Annotated in this window: 24 protein-coding genes; 15 read left to right on the top strand and 9 right to left on the bottom strand. The window is 72.8% G+C overall.

Annotation, left to right across the window (positions count from 1 at the left end; all coding sequences use genetic code 11):
• Positions 1-37 precede the first annotated feature (37 nt).
• A complete protein-coding gene (locus tag QRN49_RS17110) occupies positions 38-1,450 on the top strand; it encodes a protein kinase domain-containing protein (protein WP_284756861.1) in 1,413 nt (470 codons plus the stop codon).
• Between the two features lie 274 nt (positions 1,451-1,724).
• Here QRN49_RS17110 and QRN49_RS17105 read toward each other — a convergent pair whose 3' ends face one another.
• Positions 1,725-2,522 (bottom strand): SDR family NAD(P)-dependent oxidoreductase, encoded by a 798-nt coding sequence (locus tag QRN49_RS17105; RefSeq protein WP_284756859.1) that lies wholly within the window; start codon positions 2,520-2,522, stop codon positions 1,725-1,727.
• 110 nt (positions 2,523-2,632) lie between these two features.
• Here QRN49_RS17105 and QRN49_RS17100 point away from each other — a divergent pair, with 110 nt between their 5' ends.
• Both QRN49_RS17100 and QRN49_RS17095 read left to right on the top strand, forming a co-directional pair.
• On the top strand, positions 2,633-3,538 hold the full coding sequence (locus tag QRN49_RS17100; RefSeq protein WP_284756858.1) for an AraC family transcriptional regulator: 906 nt from the start codon (positions 2,633-2,635) through the stop codon (positions 3,536-3,538).
• Between the two features lie 133 nt (positions 3,539-3,671).
• Positions 3,672-3,884: a PLDc N-terminal domain-containing protein gene (locus tag QRN49_RS17095; RefSeq protein WP_241660497.1), complete on the top strand. Its 213-nt coding sequence runs from the start codon at positions 3,672-3,674 to the stop codon at positions 3,882-3,884.
• A gap of 6 nt (positions 3,885-3,890) precedes the next feature.
• Here the strand turns inward: QRN49_RS17095 and QRN49_RS17090 are convergent, their stop codons facing one another.
• The 4 genes from QRN49_RS17090 to QRN49_RS17075 form a co-directional block, all read right to left on the bottom strand.
• Positions 3,891-4,376 carry a tetratricopeptide repeat protein gene (locus tag QRN49_RS17090; protein ID WP_284756857.1) on the bottom strand — a complete coding sequence of 162 codons (486 nt, stop codon included), beginning with the start codon at positions 4,374-4,376 and terminating at the stop codon, positions 3,891-3,893.
• Positions 4,373-5,182: a DUF6807 domain-containing protein gene (locus QRN49_RS17085; protein WP_284756855.1), complete on the bottom strand. Its 810-nt coding sequence runs from the start codon at positions 5,180-5,182 to the stop codon at positions 4,373-4,375. The genes QRN49_RS17090 and QRN49_RS17085 overlap by 4 nt, the downstream gene beginning before the upstream one ends.
• A 10-nt stretch (positions 5,183-5,192) precedes the next feature.
• Positions 5,193-5,846 (bottom strand): class I SAM-dependent methyltransferase, encoded by a 654-nt coding sequence (locus QRN49_RS17080; protein ID WP_209082587.1) that lies wholly within the window; start codon positions 5,844-5,846, stop codon positions 5,193-5,195.
• Positions 5,847-6,036: 190 nt separating this feature from the next.
• Positions 6,037-6,786: a FadR/GntR family transcriptional regulator gene (locus QRN49_RS17075; RefSeq protein WP_111093734.1), complete on the bottom strand. Its 750-nt coding sequence runs from the start codon at positions 6,784-6,786 to the stop codon at positions 6,037-6,039.
• Positions 6,787-7,095: 309 nt separating this feature from the next.
• Here QRN49_RS17075 and QRN49_RS17070 point away from each other — a divergent pair, with 309 nt between their 5' ends.
• The 6 genes from QRN49_RS17070 to QRN49_RS17045 are packed head-to-tail and all read left to right on the top strand — an operon-like array spanning position 7,096 to position 13,344.
• Positions 7,096-8,514 (top strand): MFS transporter, encoded by a 1,419-nt coding sequence (locus QRN49_RS17070; protein ID WP_110865572.1) that lies wholly within the window; start codon positions 7,096-7,098, stop codon positions 8,512-8,514.
• Positions 8,511-10,262: a dihydroxyacetone kinase family protein gene (locus QRN49_RS17065; protein ID WP_284756853.1), complete on the top strand. Its 1,752-nt coding sequence runs from the start codon at positions 8,511-8,513 to the stop codon at positions 10,260-10,262. The genes QRN49_RS17070 and QRN49_RS17065 overlap by 4 nt, the downstream gene beginning before the upstream one ends.
• 25 nt (positions 10,263-10,287) lie before the next feature.
• Positions 10,288-10,773 carry a ribose-5-phosphate isomerase gene (locus QRN49_RS17060; RefSeq protein WP_111024849.1) on the top strand — a complete coding sequence of 162 codons (486 nt, stop codon included), beginning with the start codon at positions 10,288-10,290 and terminating at the stop codon, positions 10,771-10,773.
• Positions 10,773-11,588: a triose-phosphate isomerase family protein gene (locus tag QRN49_RS17055; protein WP_284756851.1), complete on the top strand. Its 816-nt coding sequence runs from the start codon at positions 10,773-10,775 to the stop codon at positions 11,586-11,588. The genes QRN49_RS17060 and QRN49_RS17055 overlap by 1 nt, the downstream gene beginning before the upstream one ends.
• Positions 11,585-12,430, top strand: a complete 846-nt coding sequence (locus QRN49_RS17050) for a sugar phosphate isomerase/epimerase family protein (RefSeq protein ID WP_209082583.1) — start codon at positions 11,585-11,587, stop codon at positions 12,428-12,430. The genes QRN49_RS17055 and QRN49_RS17050 overlap by 4 nt, the downstream gene beginning before the upstream one ends.
• The gene (locus tag QRN49_RS17045) at positions 12,427-13,344 is read left to right on the top strand and encodes a phosphogluconate dehydrogenase C-terminal domain-containing protein (RefSeq protein ID WP_111031039.1); all 918 of its coding nucleotides are present in this window, start codon (positions 12,427-12,429) and stop codon (positions 13,342-13,344) included. The genes QRN49_RS17050 and QRN49_RS17045 overlap by 4 nt, the downstream gene beginning before the upstream one ends.
• A 32-nt stretch (positions 13,345-13,376) precedes the next feature.
• Here QRN49_RS17045 and QRN49_RS17040 read toward each other — a convergent pair whose 3' ends face one another.
• Positions 13,377-14,972, bottom strand: coding sequence for a D-apionate lactonase family protein (locus QRN49_RS17040; RefSeq protein WP_284756850.1), 1,596 nt, complete (start codon positions 14,970-14,972; stop codon positions 13,377-13,379).
• Between the two features lie 80 nt (positions 14,973-15,052).
• Here QRN49_RS17040 and QRN49_RS17035 point away from each other — a divergent pair, with 80 nt between their 5' ends.
• Entirely contained in the window at positions 15,053-15,814 is a 762-nt protein-coding gene (locus tag QRN49_RS17035; protein WP_284756849.1) for an SDR family NAD(P)-dependent oxidoreductase, read from the top strand.
• Between the two features lie 176 nt (positions 15,815-15,990).
• Here QRN49_RS17035 and QRN49_RS17030 read toward each other — a convergent pair whose 3' ends face one another.
• Both QRN49_RS17030 and QRN49_RS17025 read right to left on the bottom strand, forming a co-directional pair.
• On the bottom strand, positions 15,991-16,947 hold the full coding sequence (locus QRN49_RS17030) for a DUF1648 domain-containing protein (RefSeq protein ID WP_284756848.1): 957 nt from the start codon (positions 16,945-16,947) through the stop codon (positions 15,991-15,993).
• The gene (locus QRN49_RS17025; RefSeq protein WP_284756847.1) at positions 16,944-17,294 is read right to left on the bottom strand and encodes a GntR family transcriptional regulator; all 351 of its coding nucleotides are present in this window, start codon (positions 17,292-17,294) and stop codon (positions 16,944-16,946) included. Before QRN49_RS17025 ends, QRN49_RS17030 begins: the two co-directional genes overlap by 4 nt.
• Before the next feature lie 122 nt (positions 17,295-17,416).
• Here QRN49_RS17025 and QRN49_RS17020 point away from each other — a divergent pair, with 122 nt between their 5' ends.
• Complete coding sequence (locus tag QRN49_RS17020; protein ID WP_071246336.1) at positions 17,417-17,611, top strand: hypothetical protein; 195 nt, start codon at positions 17,417-17,419, stop codon at positions 17,609-17,611.
• A gap of 85 nt (positions 17,612-17,696) precedes the next feature.
• Complete coding sequence (locus tag QRN49_RS17015; RefSeq protein WP_284756846.1) at positions 17,697-18,224, top strand: hypothetical protein; 528 nt, start codon at positions 17,697-17,699, stop codon at positions 18,222-18,224.
• A 9-nt stretch (positions 18,225-18,233) separates the two neighbouring features.
• Here QRN49_RS17015 and pdxR read toward each other — a convergent pair whose 3' ends face one another.
• Positions 18,234-19,703: a MocR-like pyridoxine biosynthesis transcription factor PdxR gene (gene pdxR, locus QRN49_RS17010; RefSeq protein WP_284756845.1), complete on the bottom strand. Its 1,470-nt coding sequence runs from the start codon at positions 19,701-19,703 to the stop codon at positions 18,234-18,236.
• Between the two features lie 21 nt (positions 19,704-19,724).
• On the opposite strand from pdxR, the gene QRN49_RS17005 reads away from it, so the two are divergent.
• From QRN49_RS17005 to rlmN, 3 genes are all read left to right on the top strand, one after another.
• Positions 19,725-20,474 carry a pyridoxamine 5'-phosphate oxidase family protein gene (locus QRN49_RS17005; RefSeq protein ID WP_194654884.1) on the top strand — a complete coding sequence of 250 codons (750 nt, stop codon included), beginning with the start codon at positions 19,725-19,727 and terminating at the stop codon, positions 20,472-20,474.
• Between the two features lie 182 nt (positions 20,475-20,656).
• The gene (locus QRN49_RS17000) at positions 20,657-21,610 is read left to right on the top strand and encodes a C40 family peptidase (RefSeq protein WP_284756844.1); all 954 of its coding nucleotides are present in this window, start codon (positions 20,657-20,659) and stop codon (positions 21,608-21,610) included.
• A gap of 93 nt (positions 21,611-21,703) precedes the next feature.
• On the top strand, positions 21,704-22,936 hold the full coding sequence (gene rlmN / locus QRN49_RS16995) for a dual-specificity RNA methyltransferase RlmN (RefSeq protein WP_071406079.1): 1,233 nt from the start codon (positions 21,704-21,706) through the stop codon (positions 22,934-22,936).
• Positions 22,937-23,338: the final 402 nt, after the last annotated feature.

Genomic DNA, 23,338 nt, shown 5'->3' with positions numbered 1-23,338 from the left:
ATGCATCGTTGGTGCCGGAGCCGAGAACGAGGGTTGGATGATCCCGACGCAGGACCACGACGCGAGCGCGCCGTTGCTCGACGGTCGGTACCGCTTGGAACAAGCGATCGGCCAAGGCGGCATGTCCGTCGTCTACCGGGGTGTGGACGAGAGCCTGCACCGCCCGGTCGCGATCAAGCTCTTCCACGCAGGCATCGTCGACATCGCCCGGCAAGAGGCCGAACTCGGCGTGCTGGCGTCGCTCGAGCACCACAACCTCGTCAGCCTGCTCGACGCCGGAGTCGTCACCGGGCAGGACGGCACCCAGCAGCGCTACATCGTGATGTCGCTCGTCGTCGGGCAGGACCTCGAGGAGCGCCTGGCCGTCGGCCCGCTCGCCTCGCGGCACATCGCCGAGATCGGCTACGACATGGCCGAGGCCCTCGACTACATCCACGCCCACGGCGTCGTGCACCGCGACATCAAGCCGTCGAACATCCTGCTCGTCGACTACGGCAACGGTTCCGACCGGGCCCGCGCGCGCCTGACGGACTTCGGCATCGCGCTCGCCGCCGGCGTCGAACGCCTGACCGCCGACGGCGTGACCACCGGCACCGCCGCGTACCTCAGCCCCGAGCAGGCGCGCGGCGGCGAGGTCGGCCCGCCGAGCGACGTGTACTCGCTCGGCCTCGTGCTGCTGCAGTGCTTCACCCGCCGTCGCGAGTTCCCGGGCTCGCTCGTCGAGTCCGCCGTCGCCCGGCTGTCCCGCGACCCCGTGGTCCCCGAGCCCCTGCCCGAGCACTGGAAGCACCTGCTCCGTGCCATGACCGCGCAGGATCCCGCGGCCCGTCCCCTCGGCGCCGAGCTGGTCACGATGCTCCGCGACGTCGTGATCGCCGAGACCGCCACGAGCGACCACGTGGTCGAGCCGACCGACGAGACGGCACCGGCACCGACGCGCCCCGAGACGGACCGCCCGGCGACCCTCGACACCCTGCCCGACGAGTCGCTGCAGCGCACCACGGCGATGGCGGCCCGGCTCTTCGACGCTCCGATCGCCCTGGTCGAGGTCCTCGACGAGGACCGCGAGTGGTCCCAGTCGTACATCGCCGAGGGCATCGACGAGGCAGCCCGCAGCATCAGCTTCCGCAACGGCTTCGCCCCGGTCCCCGTCCCCGTCGTGATCCCGGACGGCTCCGCGCACCCCGAGATGCGGAACAGCCCCCTGGTCACCGGTCCGCTCGGCATCCGCTTCTACGTCAGCGTCCCGCTCGTCAAGCACGACGGCGCCCCGATCGGGACCCTCGCCGTGCTCGACACCCGTCCGCGGCAGGCCACCGAGGACGACCTCGCGAACCTCCGCGACCTGGCGGCGCTCGCCGTCTCGCAGCTCGAGATCCGTCAGGAGTCCCTGCGCACGACCAGCGACTCGCTGCCGGTCCCACGGGTGGTCGGCGACCACACGGCCTGACGGGAGGCCCGGTGCCAGCCCGCACCGCGCCTCCCGACCGTGCGGTGGTCGCGCCCACCGCCGCGCCCACGCCGTCCGCCGAGCGGTCACGATCCGTCGGCTGACGCGCTCCCGCGCGACGGTCCGTGACCGCACGGCCCCCTGCCAGCGGTGTGTCGTGACCACTCGCGGTGGTGGGGGTTCGCCCGGGGCGGGTGACGCTGCCGAGTGGGCGGAATGCCGGGGTGCGTCCGCGCGCCGACCCGGGTGTTTCGCCCGCTCGGCAGGGGCGCGCTCAGCCGAGGCGGGTCGCGGCGAGGCCGCCGTCCACGTCGATGGTGGCGCCGTGCACGAAGGCCGCCTCGTCGGAGGCCAGCCAGCGCACGGCGAACGCGACGTCGACCGGTCGGACGGGTACGCCGGCCGGGGTGCCCGCCGTCATCTGCGCGAGGACGTCGTGCGAGTCCGCGTTGCCGGGCGTCGCGGTGGCACCGGGCGACACGGTCGACACCCGGACGCCGTGCGGTCCGAACTCGGCGGCCCAGGCGCGGGTCAGCTGCTCGACGGCGGCCTTCGTCGCCGGGTAGAGCGCCGTGAACGGGACGCCGACGCGGGACATCCACGAGCCGATGTTCACGATGACGCCCGAGCCGCGCTCGACCATCGCGGGCGCCAGCGCTCCGACCAGCACGTGGGGTGCGCGGACGTTCGTGGCCCAGAGGGCTTCGGCATCCTCGTCGGGGAGCAGTGCGGTCGGGCCGACCGGGTAGACGCCGGCGTTGTTGACGAGGACGTCGACCCGGCCACCGAGGGCCTTGGCAGCGCGGGCGGCGAGGTCACGGACCGCGTCGGGGTGGCTGTTCAGGTCGCCGATCACGGCCACGGCGGTGCCTCCGGACGCGGTGATGGTGTCCACCACGGCCTGCGTGCGCTCCGGGTCGCGGCCGGCGACCGCGACGGTGGCGCCGGAGGCGGCGAGGACACGGGCGACGGCCTCGCCGATGCCGCTCGACGCGCCGGTCACCAGGGCGGTGCGGCCAGCCAGTCGGTCGTCAGTGGTCAGGGAGTCGAGGAGTGCTTCGTTGTTCTGCATGCTCCGATGCTCGGTCCGACGGACCCGGCGGTGATTGCCCAGGACTCCGGAGTGCTTGCCGGATCCCGCACGGGCACCACTCGCGTCGGACGCCTCGACAGAATGGGCACATGGACGACGTCACCTCGGACCGGCTGGACCGTGCGCTGCAGAGCGTCCTCGCCCACCTCGACGACACGGAGCGCGCCGGACGGCTCGGCCTCCGCCTGGCCCGGGTGGACCGTCCGACCGATCTCGGGTACCAGCGCTACACGCCGTCGGTGTCGGTGGTGCTCGCCGGACGGAAGCGCTCGGTAGTGGGGGATGACGACCAGCTCTGGGGTCGCGAGCGCTTCATCATCACGCCGGTCGACCTGCCCGTGATCGCCGGGGTGGTCGAGGTCGAACCGCCCGCGGGGTTCGTCGCGGTCGTCTGGCAGCTCGACCCCGCGGTGGTCGCCGAGGTCGCGACGGCGATGTCACGTCCGCACCAGGACGAGGCGCCGCCGGCACGACTCGGCAGCTGGACCCCGGCCCTGGCGGACGCGTTCGCCCGACTCGTCGGACTCCTCGATGCTCCGGAGGACATGACGGTCCTCGCCCCGCTCGTCACCCGCGAGGTCGTGCTCCGCCTGCTGCAGACCGACCAGGCACCGCGCATCCTGGCCGCGATCGGCAACCGCGACGGCGACGTCGTCGCAGCGGCCACCGCCCTGCTCACCGACCGGTTGGCGGACCCGTGGTCGGTGGCCGGCCTGGCCGCGGCGGTCCGGACGAGCGAGTCGACACTGTTCGCGCGCTTCCGGCAGGTCACCGGGATGAGCCCGGTGCAGTACCTTCGGCGGTTGCGGCTCGGAGAGGCCCGGCGGCGGATGATCGTGCTCGGTGACACCGCCGCCCAGGCTTCTGTGGCCGTCGGGTACCGGAGCGCCTCGCACTTCTCGCGCGACTACCGCGCGCTGCACGGTCGGCCACCGGCTGCCGACGCCGGTCGGGCCCGCGAGCTGCTCGCGCGGGGCGAGGTCGCGATCGCCTGACCTGCCAGCGCGATCGCCAGACCGACCCGCGCGGTCAGTCGGACGGATGACGCGGACGAGTCCGGGCAAGCCCTACTGTCATCGATGCGGGCGACGACCGTCGCCGCGGAGAGGACCGCTCGTGTTGACGAACGTGTCGGGGGCACACGCCGTGGTGCTCCTCGTGCTGCTGGCGCTCGAGGCCGTGGCGCTGGTGCAGGTCTGGCGCGATGGTCGCCGGACGCAGGTGGTCAAGGTGCTGTGGACGGTGGTCATCCTCGCGCTGCCCGTGATCGGCGTGCTGGGGTGGGCCGTGAACTGGCTGCTCGGCAAGGCTGCGGACGCGCTCCAGCGCCGGAACGCCTGACGCGCGTCAGTCCTCGGTGAGGGCCGCCGCGTAGGCCCGGACGGACCGGTGGTACCGGGGGAGCGTCGGCTCGACGGCCTCGATCGCGACGCGCAGGGCCTCGGCGGCGCGTCCCGCGCTGTGCAGGGCGAGCGCGAGGAACACCTTGGGTGCCGCCCCAGTGGCGGAGTGCTCCGGAGCGTCGCGGAGCATCGTGATGGCCTCGTCGATCCGACCGAGGTTCCGGAGCGTCGAGGCGTGCTGGACGACCATCCTGGCGGCGCGGTCCGGATCGACGGTGTCCAGACCGGCTGCGGTCGCGGCGGCGTACTGCACGTCGGCCTCGGCCTCGTGGCCGCCCGAGTCGAAGGCGCCGCCGAGCTCGAACGCGCCGAGTGCGGGATGCGGAGCGTCGGCGGCGAGGTCGCGCATCCACTCGATCCGCTGCTGATCGTCGATCGTCTCGTCGTCCCACAGCGCCGCGACGCGTGACTCCCAGTCCCCGGTGCTCATCCGGCGAGCGTACCGCCGTCGGTGATCGTCGCGCGGAACGAGCGGACCAGCGGAGCGCCGGGTTGCACGACGGCGGGGGAGTCCCACGCCAGTGCCGAGCCGATCGCCGGGTACTCCTCGGCGCGGACGAACCAGGGGTCGTGGTGGTCGAGGGCCTCGATGCGGATCGTCGCCAGACCGCCGTCGAACTCCGCCGACCAGGTGATCCAGGGGGCGACCGAGCCGTGCACGGCGGCCTCGCCCTCGGCATCGGCGGTCCGGATGACCGCTCCCGTGCACTCGGGGAACCGCCAGAAGAAGCCGCCGTAGCCCGCTCCGGTCCGGCCGTTGCTGCCGGGGCCGCCGAGGTGCACGGGGGAGTCACCGGGGGCCTGGAACGACGACGACCAGGACAGTTCCCACCCGCTGGTGACCGCGCGCCAGCAGAGGGTGCGGTCCTCGCGCAGGATCACCGTGCGGTCCGGGCCCCGCCAGGCGAGCTCCTCGGTGGACATCGTGTCGTGCTGCTCGGCGTGCGCCACCTCGACCGAGCCGTGGTCGTCATGCCACACGTAGCCGGAGCCGCGGACGTAGGTCGGGCCGCCCCAGCAGTTCACGGCGTCGACATCGGGGATCGCGACGCCGACGCCACAGTGCCAGTCGTGGTCGCCGGGGTGGTGCGCGCTGACGACGGTGCCGCCGAGTGTCCGGACCGGGTGCAGGTACGGCCGAGGGGACGACGTGGCGATCGTGCCGGCGCCGCTGCGTTCGACGGCGACCTCGACACCGTCCACGACGAGTGCGCGGATGCCGTCGTCGGTGCTCACGCCACCGACGCTACCCGCGCGTCAGCCGGGCGAGCACGACGCTGTCGAGCACTTCGTGCGGATCACCCTCCGGCGTCGTCGCGGTGCGCGGTCGGACCTCCGCGACCAGGACGTCCCACCGGTCGTCGAGCTGCAGGGCGGCGAGGTCGTCGGCCGGCGCGGGGAACCGGTACTCCCGCAGCTCGGGCGGCAGGTCATCGTGCGGGGGAGCCGCGTGTGCGGTGACGAGCAGGTGCCCACCGGCGGCGACAAAGCCGGCGGCCCGACGCAGGATGTCGGCTCGGGGGATCTCCACCGGCCACGACTGCAGGAACGAGGCCGTCACCAGGTCGAACCGCGCGGCGGTGTCCCACCGGGCGAGGTCCGCGGCGACGAACGCCGTCTGCTCCTGAACCCCGGCGGCGACGGCGGCCCGCGAACCACGCTGGAGCGCCGTCACGGACAGGTCGATGCCCGTCACGTCCCACCCCTGCTCGGCGAGCCACACCACGTCGCCGCCCTCGCCGCAGCCGAGGTCGAGTGCCCGCCCCACCGGCAGCCCCCAGATCACCGAGGCGAGCACGGCGTTCACCCGGCCGGACCAGATGCCGTCGCGCTCGGCGTAGCGGGACTCCCACCACTCCCGGGCGGACGGTGCGGCGGTGGCGTCGTGGTGGGTGTGCATGCTCGTACTCCAGCGCACCTGCCGGGCCGGACCCAAGCGGTGTTGCCGACCCGGCAACACCGCACGGTGCGGGGCGGACGCGACCCGGGCCTCCCGTCCGGCCTGATCGTGAGCACAAGATGTCGGATCGGCTCGACGGACCCGACCATTCCTGCTCACGAAGCGAGCGCGCGCGCGCGAGCGCGCCCCGCTACTCGTCGGCGGGCAGCGGCTCGGCGTGCTCGATGCGGGCGCTCGCCGTGGCCATGTGCGCGTCCATCGCGCGCTGCACGGCGGGCACGTCGCGGGCGCGCAACGCCTCGAAGACGGCGCGGTGCTCGTGGAACGCGGCCTCGGTCGCTTGCCGGGTCTGCACGCGCCGCGCGACCCAGACGCTCAGCATCGAGCGCAGGCTCTGCAGCAGATCGGCGAGCACGTCGTTGCCCGACGCCCGCGCCAGCAGGACGTGGAACCGGACGTCGGCGTCGATGAAGGCCTGCGGGTCGTCGAGCGTCGCCTCCTGCCGGACCAGGTACTCGCCGAGTTCGGTGATCTGCTCGTCGGTGGCGCGCTGCGCGGCGAGGATCGCGGCCGTGCGCTCCAGCGAGGACCGGATCTCGAGCAGCTCGCGGGTGCGGTTCGACGCGAGCATGAGCCCCCACGACAGGGTCGTCGGGAGTAGGTCCGAGGTGCCTCCGCGCAGGTAGGTGCCCGAGCCGGGGCGGATCTGCACGATGCCCAGGATCTCGAGGGCGGCGAGGGCCTCACGGACGGCCGAACGTCCGACGCCGAGCCGCTCGGACAGGATCCGCTCCGAGGGCAGGCGTGAGCCGGGGGCCAGCTCGCCGGCGGTGAGCAGCGAGACGAGCTGTCGGGCGACCACCGAGGCGGGGGACCCGACGGGCACCGACTCGAGCTCGAGTCGGATGTTGAGGGGGTCGTCCGGGCTGAACGCGGGCATGGACTGAGCGTACCGGTCGGTCAACCGGTTGCGGCGGGAGCAGTGCCAGCGCGGCGAGCGGCGGGGAGCGGACAGCGCGGAGCGCGCGGAATGGTCAACCGGTTGACAAGTTGCCCGACCGCGACGCACACTGGATCAGGCGCACCGATGCGCCCGCTCCCGATCCGCGCAGCAGCACGGAACGTCCCGGCGAAGCCGACCGGAACATCCCAGCGCAGCGGCCAGGACCATCCCGGCGCAGCCGCCAGGACCATCCCGGCGCAGCCGCCAGGACGGGAGTCGTACCACCCCCACCGAGCAGGAGTCATCGTGGACATCCCCGCCACGCGAGGCATCCCCACCTCGGTCGTCGAGAAGACGGCCATCCGCAAGATCGCGATCCGCATCGTGCCGTTCGTGGCACTGATGTTCTTCATCAACTTCCTCGACCGCACCGCGATCTCCTTCGCCGCCCCCAACGGCATGGAGGCCGACCTCGGCCTGACCGCCGCCCAGTTCGGCTTCGCGTCCGGTGTGTTCTTCATCGGCTACCTCGTGCTCGAGGTGCCGTCCAACCTGGCGCTGCACAAGTTCGGCGCCCGGATCTGGCTCGCCCGCATCATGATCACGTGGGGCATCGTGTCCCTGCTCTTCACGTGGGTGCAGAACTACCCGCAGCTCGTCGGCCTGCGCTTCCTGCTCGGCATCGCCGAGGCCGGCTTCTTCCCCGGCGCGATCCTGTTCCTGTCGACGTGGGTCCCGGCCAGGCACCGCGGCAAGATGCTCGCGCTGTTCTACCTGGCGCAGCCGCTCACGAGCGTCATCGGTTCCCCGCTCGCCGGCTGGCTGATGACCCACGAGGGGATCCTCGGCGGCCTGGCCGGATGGCGCTTCATGTTCCTCTGCGTCTCGATCCCGGCGATCATCGTCGGTGTCCTGTGCCTCTTCGTCCTCAAGGACAAGCCGTCGCAGGCGAAGTGGCTCGACGAGGACGAGAAGGTCTGGCTGGAGACGACGCTCGCTGCCGAGAGCGCCGCGAAGGGCGGCGGGGACGGCCACGGCAAGGGCGGGCTGCGTGCGGCCTTCGGCTCCGGCCGCGTCTGGATGCTCGCCGCGGTGTACTTCGGCTTCATCTACGGCCTCTACGCGCTCAGCTTCTTCCTGCCGACGATCATCGACGGCTTCCAGGAGCAGTTCGGCACCACGTTCGACCTGTTCCAGAAGGGCCTCATCACGGCCATCCCGTACGTGCCCGCCGCGGTGGTCCTGTACTTCTGGTCGCGTGACGCCTTCCGTCGTGGCGTCCGGGTCTGGCACATCGCCGTCCCGGCCCTGGTCGGTGGCCTGAGCATCCCGGTCGCGCTCTACATGAACAGCCCGGCCGCCACCGTCGCGGTCATCGCGATCACCGCGTGTGCGATCTTCGCGGCCCTGCCGAACTTCTGGACGGTCCCCACGCAGTTCCTGACCGGTGCCGCCGCAGCCGCAGGGGTCGCCCTCATCAACACCGTCGGCAACCTCGGCGGATTCGCCGCCCCGTACATCACGGGTGCGGTCAGCGAGTGGACCGGCGGGTACCAGGTGCCGATGTTCATCGTCGGGTTCTTCATGGTGCTGTCGAGCGTGCTGATGTTCGTGCTCGGCCGGAACACGAAGCGCAACGAAGCAGCTGCCGCGGCGTCCGAAGCTGACACCGCGGTCGCCGCCACGGACGGACCGACCGCCATCGCGAAGGAGGCAGGCGCATGACCCGCCTGTTCAACGACCCGACGGACTTCGCCGACGAGATGGTCGACGGCTTCGTCGCCGCCAACCGCGCCCGGGTCCGCAAGGTGCACGGCGGGGTCGCCCGCTCGACCACCAGCCCCGAGGGCACCGTCGCGCTGGTCGTCGGCGGTGGCTCAGGCCACTACCCGGCCTTCGGTGGACTCGTCGGGCACGGCCTGGCGGCCGGTGCCGCGATGGGCAATCTCTTCGCCAGCCCGAGCGCCCAGCAGGTCACCGCGGTCGCGAAGGCGTCCGAGCACGGCGGCGGCGTGCTGCTGAGCTACGGCAACTACGCCGGCGACGTTCTGAACTTCGACGCCGCGGCACGGGCTCTCGAGGCGCAGGGCATCGACGTCCGCACGGTCCGCGTGACCGACGACGTCGCGTCCGCGCCCGCCGACCAGGCACACAAGCGCCGCGGCATCGCGGGGGACCTCTGCGTGTTCAAGGTGGCCGGCGCGGCCGCTGAGCGCGGCGACGACCTCGACGCGGTCACCGCGATCGCGACCCGCGCCAACGACCGCACCCGCAGCTTCGGCGTCGCGTTCTCGGGCTGCTCCCTGCCCGGCGCCGACGAGCCGCTCTTCACCGTCCCCGAGGGGCGCATGGCGATCGGCATGGGCATCCACGGCGAACGCGGCATCGCCGAGGCCGACGTCCCCACCGCGGACGGTCTGGCCGACCTGCTCGTCGACAAGCTCCTCACCGAGCGACCCGACGACACCGGCACCGACACCGGCACCGGCACCGCAACAGCACCCGCCGACCCCCGCGTCGTCCCCATCCTCAACGGCCTCGGCTCGGTCAAGTACGAGGAACTCTTCGTCGTCTTCGGCGCCGTCCAGCGGAAGCTCACCGACGCCGGCATCGTCGTCGTGGAGCCCGAGGTCGGCGAAGTCGTCACCAGCTTCGACATGGCCGGCGTCTCGCTCACCCTGTTCTGGCTCGACGACGAGCTCGAGGAGCTCTGGGCCGCCCCCGCCGACGCCCCCGCCTACCGCAAGGGCGGTGCCGTCCCGCAGCAGCCCGTGCCGGTCGAGGTGCTCGAAGCCGGCGTCGTCGTGCTCGTCACGCCCGGCACCGAGGAATCCCAGGCCTCGGCCGCCCGCGTCGCGGCCGCGATCACCGCGATCCGCGCCACGATCGACGACCACGCCGACGAACTCGGCCGCATCGACGCCGTCGCCGGGGACGGCGACCACGGCATCGGCATGCAGCGCGGCTCCACCGCCGCCGACCGTGCGGCACAGGACGCCGCCGCCCGTGGCGCCGGCGCCGGTTCGGTCCTCGCGATCGCCGGCGACGCCTGGTCCGACAAGGCCGGTGGGACGTCCGGTGCGATCTGGGGCGCCGCCCTGGAGGCACTGGGTCGCGTCCTCGGCGACGACGAACGCCCGTCGGCCGCCACCGTCCAGAGCGCGGTGCGCGCCGTCACCGAAGCCGTCCTTGCGTTCGGCGCTGTGCCCGGCGACAAGACGATGGTCGACGCGCTCGTGCCGTTCGACCAGGTCTTCGCCGCCCGGGTCGACGCCGGCGACGCACTCGTCGACGCCTGGTCGGCCGCCTCGGCTGCCGCACAGACCGCGGCGGACGCCACAGCCGACCTGTTGCCCCGGATGGGCCGCGCCCGCACCCACGGCGAGGACGCCGTGGGCACCCCGGACGCCGGCGCGATCTCCTTCGCGCTCATCACCGCCGCGGTCCTGGCGACCATCGCCGTCCCCGCCTGACCCCCACCACGAAAGGCACACCCGCATGAGTGAGCAGCAGTTCCGCATCGTCGTCGGTTCGGACGACGCCGGCTTCGACTACAAGGAGGTCATCAAGGCCGACCTGGCGAAGGACCCCCGCGTGGCCTCCGTGGTCGACGTGGGCGTGGATGCCGACGGTCACACCGCCTACCCGCACGTCGCCGTCGATGCCGCCCGTCTGGTGGCGAACGGCGAGGCCGACCGCGCGATCCTGATCTGCGGCACCGGCCTCGGTGTCGCGATCGCGGCGAACAAGGTCCCCGGCATCCGCGCCGTGACCGCGCACGACTCGTTCTCGGTCGAGCGGTCGATCCTGTCGAACGACGCCCAGGTCCTCTGCATGGGGCAGCGCGTCGTCGGGGTCGAGGTCGCGCGCCGGATGGCGAAGGAGTGGCTCGGCTACACCTTCGACCAGACGAGCGCGAGCGCGTCGAAGGTCCAGGCCATCTGCGCCTACGACGGCTCCGCCCCGGTCGGGACCGACGCCTGATGCCCGCGACCACGGCGGCCGCTCCGGTGACGATCGGGGTGTCGCTCAAGATGTACTTCTCGCACGCCCGGACGCTCGAGTGGACGGCCGCCGTGGCCGACATCGCCCGGAGCCATCCGGCGGTCCGGTCCGGCGTGGTCGAGCTCTTCGTCATCCCGACTTTCCCCGCGCTCGTCCCGGTGCGTGCGGTGATCGGGGACGCCCCCGTGACGCTCGGCGCGCAGGACCTGGCGTGGGCGGACAGCGGCGCGTTCACCGGCGAGGTCTCCGGTGCCGAACTCCGTGAGATCGGGGTCGACCTCGTCGAGATCGCACATGCCGAGCGACGCGAACTCTTCCACGAGACGGACCACGAGATCGCCGGCAAGGTACAGGCGGCGTACCGCAACCACCTGCGGCCCCTGATCTGCATCGGCGAGACCGAGCGCGCCGCCGACGGCGACCCCGCGGCGGCGATCGCCGAGGTCACCACGCAGCTCGACCGCTTCACCGCCACCGCGATCGCCGACGGCATCGCCGGACCGCTCATCGCCGCGTACGAACCGGTGTGGGCGATCGGCGCCCCGCAGCCCGCGCCCGACGAGCACATCGTCGCGGTCCTGGCCGGCATCGAGCAGCACCTGGCGAACCGGCCGGAGCTCGCCGGCTCCGTCGCGATCTACGGCGGCAGTGCCGGTCCGGGCCTGCTGACCCGCGGTGCCGGACGCATCGGCGGCCTGTTCCTCGGCCGCTTCGCCCACGACCCGGAGGCGATCCGCACGATCCTCGACGAAGTCGAGGCGCTGGCTGCGACTCAGGACGGAGCACCGGCATGACCTCCCTGCTCGGCCTCTCCACCTACGCCTACTTCTGGCGCATGTCCGACCGCGTCCCGTCGCCGATGTCCCTCGACGACGCCCTGCGCGACGCCGCCTCGCACGACGGCGTCGACCTGTTCCAGATCTGCGACCACCTGCCGCTCGACACCGCGACCGACGAGCGCCTGGCCTCGATCCGGTCCCTGGCAGCCGACCTCGGTCTCACGCTCGAGGTCGGCACCCGCGGCACCCGGCCGGAGCACCTCGCCCGGTACCTGCACGTCGCGCAGCAGCTCGGCGCGACCCTCGTGCGGAGCATGTGGACGAGCGGCGACGACCAGCCCGACGCGGCCGAGACCGAACGACGCCTGCGGCAGGCGCTCCCCGCCTACGAGCGCGCGGGCGTGACCCTCGCGCTGGAGACCTACGAGGTCGTCGCCACCGCCGACCTCGTCGCCGTCGTCCAGGCGATCGGCTCCGACCACCTCGGCATCTGCCTCGACCCGGCGAACACCGTCGCCCGGCTCGAACACCCGGCCGACGTCGTGGCGATGACCGCCCCGCACGTCGTCAACTGGCACGTCAAGGACTCCGCCTTCACCCGATCACCGGGCTGGGTCGGGTTCCAGTACACCGGCGTCCCGATCGGCACCGGGGTCCTCGACCACGACGCCGTCCGTGCCGCGGTCGAGCCGGACACCCGGGGGATCAACCGCGTCATCGAGTTCTGGCTGCCGTGGCAGGACGAGCACGCCGGCGCCGAACCCCTGCCGGGGGAGACCCCCGCACAGACCACCACCCGCATCGAAGCGGCGTGGACCGAACACACCATCGAGTACATCAGGAGCAAGGAATCATGACCGACACCGTCACCACCACCCACACCGTCGCTGCCGGATCCGGCACGGCCGACGTCACCGTCGCCGTGATCGGTGCCGGCGGCAAGATGGGCACCCGCGTCTCGAACAACTTCGCGAAGAGCGAGTACACGACCTTGTACAGCGAGGCCTCGCCCGCCGGCCAGGAGCGCATCCAGGCCCTCGGCCGCGAGATCACCGACAGCCTCGACGCCGCGAAGGCCGCCGACGTCGTCATCCTCGCCGTCCCGGACGTCCTGCTCGGCACCATCTCGGAGCAGCTCGTCCCCGTCATGAAGTCGGGCGCCAGCATCCTGACGCTCGACCCCGCAGCCGCCTACGCCGGTCTGCTGGCGAAGCGCGAGGACATCCACTACGCCGTGGCGCACCCGTGCCACCCGTCGGTGTTCCTCGAGCGCACCACCAAGGCCGAGTGGGACGACACCTTCGGTGGCATCGCCGCGCCGCAGGAGGTCATCGCGGCCTTCGACGCCTCGGAGTCGCTCGGCGACGAGGGCGACCGCGCCAAGGCCGTCGCCGAGGCCGTCATCACCACGATGTACGCCCCGGTCATCCAGGTGCACTGGGTCACGGTGAAGCAGCTCGCCGTGCTCGAGCCGACCCTGGTCGAGACCATCGCCTGCATGATCGGCGACTTCCTCAACGACGCCCTCGAAGAAACGGTCACCGGTGTCGGCGTGCCCCGCGAGGCCGCCCGCGCCATGCTCTACGGCCACACCTGGATCGCGCTGACGAACGGCCTGCGCGGCTCGAACCCGTTCTCCGACGCCTGCCACATCGCGATGGGCTACGGCCGCGAGAAGCTCATCAAGGAGGACTGGAAGCAGGTCTTCGACGACAGCGAGCTCGACTCGGTCATCGCGAAGATGCTCAAGATCGACGCCGTCCGGCGCTGAGCCGCACCGCCACCGACCACCGCGCCGACCCGTCAGCGCACCCGGACCGGAACGCCCCGCCGACCCCCTTCCGGCGGGGCGTTCCCCGTGCCGTCGGCGGCCACGAACCCGCGCGGCCCCCACGCCTCGGCCAGCGTGATCGAGGCCACGCCCGGCACCGTCAGCGCCCGCACCGCGTCGGCGAACCACCGCTCGGCGGCCGGCGTGTGCTGCGCCGGGTCGGTCGCGTCCGGAACGGTCTCCGGCCCGTACCCGTGCTCGACGGTCGCGTCCGTCACGACCGGGGTCGGCGCCGTCGCCACCGCGTTGAACCGTGGCCGCAGCGTCACCGGTCCGACGTGCAGCGCCCTGCCGGCGGCCAGCCTGGAGGCACTGCTCACCACCCAGCGCTGCATCCGGATCGACTCGGTCACCTGTTCGGGCGACCGGTCGTGCATCTGCGGCGTCACGCTGCAGGCCAGGGGGCCGTCCCAGCCCGAGAACACCGCGATCGAGCGGTTCAGCTCGGTGAAGTGGGCCCGGGTGCCTGCGACGACCTCCAGCGCGCCGACCGCTGCCACCGCTTCGCCCAGTGCCCGCTGCAGCGCCGGCGTCGTCACGTGTGACACCGGGTCGAACGCCCCGACGCGAGCCACCGGCCCGCCCTCGAGCACCGCGTCGATCGCCGCGCGCAGCAGTGCCGGGTCGTCGGTGACGAACCGGACGTCCAGGGGAGCGCCACCCGCGTCACGCCGGGCCGAGGCGAGCACCGCCTCGACGTTCGGGGCCCCGAGGACCGGTTCGACCAGGATCGGGAACCCGCGGAGCAGGTCCGCGTCGCCCGGGCGCGCCGCGACCGGCGCCGAACCCGCGAGCAGCTGGAGCGTCGGCGGCGTCGTGACCGCGGCACCGGGACCCGGCCCGTCGAGCGCCGCGAGGTCCGGGGCGGAGGAGGCCGCGCCTCCCGACCGGGTGCCCGGAACACCTGCCGGACCGGCCGCCGGCGCACGCAGGGTGAGCCCCTGCCGGACCGTCGCCACCGGCGTGATCGCGACCGGGAACGGCTCGGCGAGCGGCGTCGAGTACGTCTTGAACGAGGCGTCGGTCCAGTTGCGCTGGTCCTCCATCTCGAACACGTCGCCGGTCAGGTCGAGTGACAGCGCGGTCGCGCCCACCGACCAGTCGAGCCCGGCGACGTCGACGGCCGGCTGGTGCGGCGCGATCCAGAACGGGAACGCGGTCGCGGTGGTGTCACCGGACGGATGCCGCACCGTGAGCGGCTGCCCGGCCTGGGTCGGCGGGTGCAGGACGACGAGCCCGATGCGGTTGCGGCGGAAGGCCCGCTTGACCGTCCCGACCGCGGCGACCCGCAGGGTGTCGTCGTCGAGCGTGACGTCGAGGACGGTGCGCACGACCTCGACGCCGTCGTACCGTGCGCTGGCCTCGATGCGGATGCTGCCCTCGTCGCCGTCCACCGTGCGTGTGCGCACCGTGTCGTCGGCGGTGCGCCAGTCGTGGTCGCGGACGACGAACCGGACGGCACGCAGGACGAGCACGCCCCGGAACGTGACGTCGGCGAGTTCGGCTCCGCGCAGGGCCAGACGCCAGGGCCCGACGGACACGATCTCGTCGTTCGACGTCGCAGTCATGGTGCATGCCTAGCACCGGTCAACCGGTTGGGCAATGATGGGGGCGACGGAGCAGTGCTGCTCCGAGGACGGAGTCCCACATGACCGCACGACTCGACGGCCGGACCGCACTCGTCACGGGAGCGGGGTCCGGCATCGGCCGCGCGATCGCCGACCGCTTCGTGGCCGAGGGGGCCTCCGTCGTCTACGCCGACCGCGACGCCGAAGCGGCCGCCGGTGCCGCCGCCGCAGCCGGCGGGACCGCGGTCGGCCTGACGATGGACATCGCCGACGAGGCGAGCGTGGCCGCAGGGTTCGCCGACCTGGCCGAGCGTGGTGCGACCCCCGACGTGGTGGTCGCGAACGCCGGTGTGCAGCTGTTCGGCCACGACGCGAAGGTCGCCGACCTGTCGCTCGAGGCCTGGGACCGCACGGTCGCGGTCAACCTCACCGGCACGTTCCTGACGATCAAGCACGCCGTCCGGGCGATGCTCGCGAACGGCACCGGCGGGTCGGTCATCGCCACCGGGTCGCCCACCGGCCTGAACGGTGAGGGCGCCGACTTCGCGGCGTACTCCTCGACCAAGGGCGGCATCCACGCACTCGTCCGGGCGACCGCGATGGCCTACGCGCGGGACGGGATCCGGGTGAACACGGTCGTGCCGGGCTACACCGAGACCGGCCTCGTGTCGGCGATCTCCGGCGACCCCGAGGCCCGTGCGGCGATCGTCGCCCGCACCCCGCTCGGTCGTCCGGGCACCCCCGACGACGTCACCGGGATCATGGTCTACCTGGCCAGCCCGGAGTCGTCCTACGCCACCGGGGCGGAGTTCCGTGTCGACGGCGGCATGACGAGCCTCTGACCCGGCGCACGGCCCGCCCGTCCTGCGAAAGCGACAGTGTTCCACCGAACGTTCGCCGCACACTGTCGCTCTGACGGGTCAGTCGCCGCAGCGGTGACGAGGTCTGTCGCTTCCACGGACACGTCCCGCCCGCCGCCGAACCCGCCACACCGCCCTGGAGGCCCGGCGCGGCCCCGTCAGCCCGTCTCGCGCCCGGCGAGCAGCGCGCCCAGGGCTGCGGCACCGCCCGCAGCGTCGGGCACGGTCACCATCCGCGCCTGCCCGCCGCGGAGCCGCGCGACCAGCCCCGGCCCGGACCGCACGACGTAGGCGACCCCGCGGCCCGAGATGCGGTAGCCCCAGCCGCCCCACTGACCCGGGGACACCTGCTCCCAGCCGCACGACTCGATGCGGTCCAGCGGGACGCGCATGAGGGGGATCCTCGTCCAGGTGGACGTGAGCCGCATGCCGCGACGGTCGACGGTGAGCTCCACCCGCGCCAGCACCAGCACAGCGAGCCCCGCGAGCACCATCGCCAGGCCGGAGACGACCGCCGTCGTCACCCCGGCCGATGCCGTCCAGACGGCGGTGCCGACGCCGAGCACCACGACGACTACCCCGAGCACCGCGAACCACCGGCTGCCGACGCGTGCGCGCCAGGCGACGCGGGTGTCGGGCCCGACCGCCAGGGGAGCGACCTCGTGGGCCGGCACGGGTGCAGCGACCCGGAACAGTGCGAGCACGGGGACGGCGGCGACCACCACGGCGACGAGCAGGAACGGGACCGTCCACCAGGGGGACAGGGTGCCGTCGCCGGCCGTGTTCGTCCACGCGAGCACGACCCAGGCCGAGCCGAGGGTCCCGGCCAGCAGGTTCGCGACGAGCAGCACCGTGGCTGCCGTCCGCCTGTCGCGCCAGTGCAGCGCGGAGAACGCGAGTACGACGGCCACCAGTGCCACCGCCAGGGTGACCCAGAAGGCCGTCCACGGTGATCCCCAGCCGTCGGCGGTGCCGTCCGTCCGGAAGTGGATCGCGATCCGCGCGGGCATGGTGGAGGCCGCGAGGACCGCGGTGAGCACCAGTCCCACCGCGACCAGGAGCCCTGGTGCCGTCACGGCCAGCCGTGTGCCCGTGGTCATCGGTCGAGTCGTCATCGTGCCCCCTTGATCATCGTGAACAGGTCGTCGAGCGAGACACCCAGGGTGTCCGCCTGGTCACGCAGCTCGTCGACGAGCGTGCGCAACCGGTCGAACGAGGCGTTGCCCGATCGCAGGACCGTCGCACCGCGGCCGCGCCGCAACTCGATCAGTCCGTCGTCCTGCAGCAGCGCGTAGGCGCGCAGGACGGTGTGCATGTTGATGTCGACCGAGGCGGCGAGGTCCCGCGCAGCGGGCAGCCGCTCGCCGTTCCGGAGCTCGCCGCGGGCGATCGCATGGCGGATCTGGGTGGCGACCTGCTCTGCCAGGGTCGCTCGCGCCTGCGGGTCGACGGTGATCAACATGTTCGCATTCTATGCGAACAATCCGGCATCGCACCAGGGCTGGTCCACCCGTTCGGAACCCGTTTGGCCGCGGAACGCAGCACGTGGTTCCGCGGCTCCCGGCACGCGTACCGTCCGTCTCGATGACCGAATCACCCACCACCACCGCCCCGTCGAACTACGAGTCCGCCGACGGTGTGGACCCCCTGCACGTCACCACCTACCGACAGGTCCGCAAGGCCGCCCGCCGCGGACACGCGCTGCCCGGCGACGCCGGAGAGCCGTCCCTCGCCGACCTCGTGAACGCCCGGAAGAACGGCACCGCCGAGTCCCGCTGACGCAAGCTCACGACCAGGTCTCGACCAGGTCTCGATCGGGACACGACGACGCGAACGGCACGACGGCGCTGCCACGATGACGTCCATGGTCTCCTTCCGGTACGCACTGCCCCTCGTCGTCGTGAGCGCGGTCCTCGTGTCCGGCTCGCTCGCCGGTTGCTCGGCCGATACCGATACCCACGCCGACGCAGCGGCGCGGTCGACGTCGACCCCGAAGCCGACCTCGGAGACCTCGGACGCCCAGCCCGTGCGCGGTGCGACGGACCCGATGGAAGAGGACCGGAGTGCTGCGGCGATCTGCGGCCAGATCAGTGCGCTGACGACGATCTCGCTGAACGCGACGGTCGGCCGCAGCCAGGGCGACCTCTCCGAGGCGCAGTACCAGGCACTGATCGCCGCGGAACGCTTCGGCTACGAGCACCTGTCGAGCAGCGACGAGGAGCTCGACGACGCGATCGACTACGCCCACGAGTACCTCGACGCGCACCCCGCACCGAAGTCCGGGCCGGCGCTCGAGATGACCCCCGAATGGGAACTCGTCGGGCGGACCCTGATCACCGCGTGCCGGGGTGCCGGGTCGAACGTCGTGGGCACCGCCCAGTACGGCGGCTGACGACCCGGATCAGGGCCCCGTGACCGCCGTCACGAGCGCGTCGAGCGCGCGGTCGAGCTCCGGCATCGTCACGGCGCCGTAGCCGAACACGATGCCCGGCGGCGTGCTGCCCGGCGCGAGCCCGTACTCCTCGAGCGACGCGACGAGCACCCCGGCGTCCGCCAACCGACGCGCGATCTCCGCCCCGGTGGTCGGACCCGACCACGCGACCACCGCGTGCAGTCCGCCGTTCAGGGCACGGGCCTCCAGGCCGGCGACGTCGCCGAGCCGAGCCGCGATCCGGGCCCGGCGGTACGTGTAGTCGCGACGCACTCGACCCAGGTGCCGCCGCAGCGCACCCGTCCGCAGCAGGTGCACGAGCGCGGCCTGCACCGGTTCGGCGACGACCGCATCACGAGCCCGACGGGCGGCGAGCACCGCCTCCGTCACCGGGGAACCCGTCGCTGCGACCGTCGGCAGCACGACGTACGCGCAGCGCAGCCGGGGGTCGAGCGTCTTCGAGAAGCCGCCGACGTGCAGCACCACGCCCTCGGCGTCGAGTGCGGCCAGCGCGGGCACGGGCGCGCCGCGGTGCCGGAACTCGGAGTCGTAGTCGTCCTCCACCACCACGGTGCCGGTGGTGGCGGCCCAGCTGAGCAGCCGCCGGCGCCGGGCGACGGGCATCACCGACCCGAGCGGGTACTGGTGCGTCGGGGTGACCAGGACGGCGTCGACCGGTCCGGCGGCCTCGAGCGCGTCGAGGTCGAGGCCGTCCTCGCCGACCGGGACGCCCACCAGGGACCCACCAGCGCTCGTGATCGCACGGTGTCCGGTGCGGTAGCCGGGGTCCTCGACGGCGACGACGGGAGCGCGACCCAGCAGCCCCCGCAGCGCCTCGGTGACGAGCGACAGCGCCTCCGAGGTCCCCGCGGTCACGAGCACCCGGTCGACCGACGTCGTGAACCCGCGGGTCAGGCCGAGCTGGGCGACGACCTGTGCGCGAAGGTCGGGGGAGCCGAGGGGCTCTGCGATCGCGTTCCGGAGCGGGGCCGAGGCCGCTGCGCGCCAGGCTGCCCGCCAGTCCCGCTGTGGGATGGCGGTGACCGCGGGGATGCCCGGACGGCAGTCGATGAGCGGAGCGGACGGCGGAGCGGCCGCGACGCCGGCTGCGTCGACCGCGCCGGCCGCGCCGGAGCCGGCGGTGTCCGTGCCGACGGCCGACGGCGCACCCGTGGTCCGACCGTGCAGGTCCGCCGCGACCCGCGCGAGGGCACCGTGCCGCGTCCGCAGGTACCCCTCGCCGTCGAGCTGCTCGTACGCCGCGACGACGGTGCCCCGGGCCACCCCGAGCTCCGCCGCCAGCGCCCGCGTCGAGGGCAGCGCATCGCCCTCGCGCAGGGTGCCGTCGTGCACCATCCCGCGCACGCGTGCCACCACCTCGGACACCTTGCTCGACTGGTCCACCGTGATCGCCCCGATCTGGTCCAGGCACCGGACCACTGGTGACCCTAGCGTGGCGACATGCCCACCTCGAGCCCCGAACCAGAACCGAGCATCGACGGCCCCTCGCTCCGCGTCCGCCGTCTGCGCGACCGCCAACTCGACGACCCCGCCGTCCTGCACGCGATCCTCGCCGAGGCCCACCTCGCCCACGTCGGCATCGTCCGCGGCGGCCACCCCGTCGTCCTGCCGTTCCTCTGCGCCGTCGGGGACCTCGGGGACGGTCCCGTCCTGCTGCTGCACGGCTCGACCGGTGGAGGGCTGTTCCTCGACGCCGGGGCCGAGGGTGTCCCGGTCGCCGCCACGGTCACCCACCTGGACGGCCTCGTCTTCGCACGCTCCACCAACGACAGCTCGGCGAACTACCGCAGCGCGATGATCGCCGGGCGCGCGACCGTGGTGCCGACCGAGCTGCGCGCCGAAGCCCTCTGGCAGGTGGCGGACCACCTCATGCCGGGCCGCCGAGCCGAGGTGCGAGAGATGACCGCGAAGGAGGTCCGCGCCACCCAGGTCCTCCAGCTGCCCCTCGACCGCGCGAGCGTCAAGGTCCGCGCCCACGGTGTCGGCGAGGACCCGGCCGACGGTGAGGACCACTCCGTCTGGGCGGGCGTCCTGCCACTCGCGGTCCGCGCCGGTGTCCCGATCCCGGGGGACATCTCGGGGGACAGCCCGGTGGACGCGTCGGTCGTCGCGCTGTCGGCTCGCCTCGACCGCCTGGCGGCCGACCGGGAGGCCCGGATCGCCGCCGTCATGCGGGTCACGCCGGTCTGAGCCCGGGTCCACCGCCGCGGGCCGCCTCCGGAACGCCCGTGCGCGTCGTCGGAGTGGCCTGCGAGCGGTGCTCGTTCCTGTGACCAGCTGCAGGAACACTCCGGCGCTGCCCAGCCGCGAGCACCGTCGTGACCAATACGTTACTTTCCGGACCGCCGAGTGGTCCCGACCCGGAAGGACCCATGGGACGCCACACCCTGCCTGCAGCAGCCGACGACCGTCAGCCCGCGCGAACGCACACGCACCCCGCGGTCGACCCCGCGCCGCTGACGCCGAACGCGCAGGAGTCCCGCCCCCCTGGTCGACGCTCGGCCCTCGGCCCCGCGGCCGCCCGCTCCACCTTCGTCGAGCACCCGAAGCCGGCCCGGACCGTGCGGATGCAGCCGCGTCCCGCCCCCGTCGCGTCGTCGGCCGGCCATGCGGTGCTGAGCCGGACCGCCACCCTGCGTGCCGAGCGCGCCGTCGACCCGCGGCACATCCGTCGTTCCGCGAACGCGAAGCGCGCCGCGATCCTGCTCGCCCCCGCGATCGCAGTGACCTCGAGCCTGACGCTCGCCCTGCCCGCGAACGCCGACACCCTGCCCGCGGACACCCGCTCGGGCACGACCACGGCGCAGGCCGCCCAGACCTTCACGGTGGCGCACGACGTCCAGGTCCCCGTCGTCTCCACCGACGGCATGACCACGACGACGACGATCGTGTCGTACCCGACGCTCGACCTCCGCTTCGGGGTGACGACCGCGCAGGCACAGTCCGCGTTGTCCGCCGCACTCTCGGCCGGCGGCGACCGGGCCACGATCGTGCAGACCGCCCTGCAGTACATGGGGGACCCGTACGTCGAGGGCGGCGCGAGCCACGAGGGCATCGACTGCTCCGGGCTCACGATGGTCGCGTACCAGGCGGTGGGGATCCAGCTCGTGCACTACGTGCCGACGCAGGACGCCGTCGCCACCACGATCCCGGAGTCCGAGGCGCTGCCGGGCGACCTCGTCGTGTACGACGACGAGGACCACGTCGGCCTGTACCTCGGCCAGGGACTCGTGCTGCAGGCACCGCACCCGGGCGAGGTCGTCGACATCGTCCCGATGTACTCGGCGGCGCACCACTTCGCGCGCGTCCTGCCCGCCGGCAGCTGACCCGACCAGCCGTGGTGCGGCCGTGGTGGTGACCAGCAGGACCACCCGGACGGGGCGTCCCCACCGATCACGGGCCTCCCGTATCCTGGAGTGATGGCTTCCGACACCCGCACCCCGTTCGAACAGCAGCAGTCTGCTCGTCCGCAGGTGCGCCCGCGCACCGAGGGCTGGAAGCAGGCCACCGACACCGACGGTCGCCCGCTCCTGCAGTTCGCGTCCCCGAAGCGTGGCAAGCCGCCCGTGCACCTGGCCGACCTGACGGCCGAGGAACGCGAGGCCCGCGTGAAGGAACTCGGCCTGCCCGGGTTCCGCGCCAAGCAGCTCGCGACCCACTACTTCCAGCACTACACGTCCGACCCGGCCAAGATGACCGACCTGCCCGCCGCCCAGCGGGAGCAGCTCGTCGCCGGGATGCTGCCGCCGCTCCTCACCGAGACCCGGCGGCTGGCGACGGACAACGGCGACACGATCAAGTTCCTCTGGAAGCTGCACGACGGCGCCCTGGTCGAGTCGGTCCTCATGCGCTACCCGGGCCGCATCACCCTGTGCGTCTCGTCCCAGGCCGGCTGCGGCATGAACTGCCCGTTCTGTGCCACCGGCCAGGCGGGACTGACCCGCAACATGTCGACCGCCGAGATCATCGAGCAGATCGTCCGGGCCAACGCCGCGATCGCCGCCGGTGAGCTCGGGGGCGATCCCCGCAAGGGCGGCAACGACCGCGTCGACGCCGAGCGCGTGACGAACATCGTGTTCATGGGCATGGGGGAGCCGCTCGCGAACTACAAGCGGGTGATGGACGCCGTGCGGTTGATGGTCGCACCGCAGCCGAACGGTCTCGGCATGAGTGCCCGCGGCATCACGGTGTCGACCGTCGGACTGGTGCCGGCGATGCTCAAGCTCGCGGACGAAGGGATCCCGCTCACCTTCGCGCTGTCCCTGCACGCACCCGACGACGAGCTCCGCGACGAGCTCATCCCGGTGAACTCGCGCTGGAAGGCCGACGAGGCGATCGACGCCGCCCACAACTACTACGTCAAGACGGGTCGTCGTGTCTCGATCGAGTACGCGCTCATCAAGGACATGAACGACCACGCCTGGCGAGCCGACCTGCTCGCCGAGAAGCTCAACAAGCGCGGCAAGGGGTGGGTGCACGTCAACCCGATCCCGCTCAACCCGACGCCGGGCTCCGTGTGGACCTCTTCCGAGGTGCACGTGCAGGACGAGTTCGTCCGCCGACTCAACGCCGCCGGCATCCCGACGACCCTGCGCGACACCCGCGGCAAGGAGATCGACGGGGCGTGCGGCCAGTTGGCCGCGGCCGAGTAGGTCGGTTGGGTCCGGTCCGCCCCGTCAGCGGGTTCGGTTCGTTCGGGAGGCACGGTGCGGGTTCGCACCGTGCCTTCCGTCGTTCCCGGGGGCGCGCCCACCCCGTCGATCCCCGGAAACCCGGGGGACACGTGCCGTTCACCCGACAGCGACACGCCCGGGAGGGACGACGGTTGGCAGGGCCCCCAGGGCCTGTGTAGAGTAATCACTCGTTGCCGCTAAGGCGGAGAACGGAACGGCCGAGACGGTCACAGGGTGCAAGCCCTGGATGCGCAGTCCGGACGGGGTCCCGCTCAGGCAACATCCCCCCGAAGAAGTCGAAGCAATTCGACGTGTCTGACGGTGGAACAAGACGAATGCCTCTCTGGCGGAACCTGTGATGGGTCGAGCGGGGAGTGCGTC

The sequence above is a fragment of the Curtobacterium sp. ME-Dv--P-122a genome (assembly GCF_030209645.1).
Taxonomy (GTDB): domain Bacteria; phylum Actinomycetota; class Actinomycetes; order Actinomycetales; family Microbacteriaceae; genus Curtobacterium; species Curtobacterium flaccumfaciens.
This window is presented reverse-complemented; position numbering and strand designations above follow the sequence as displayed.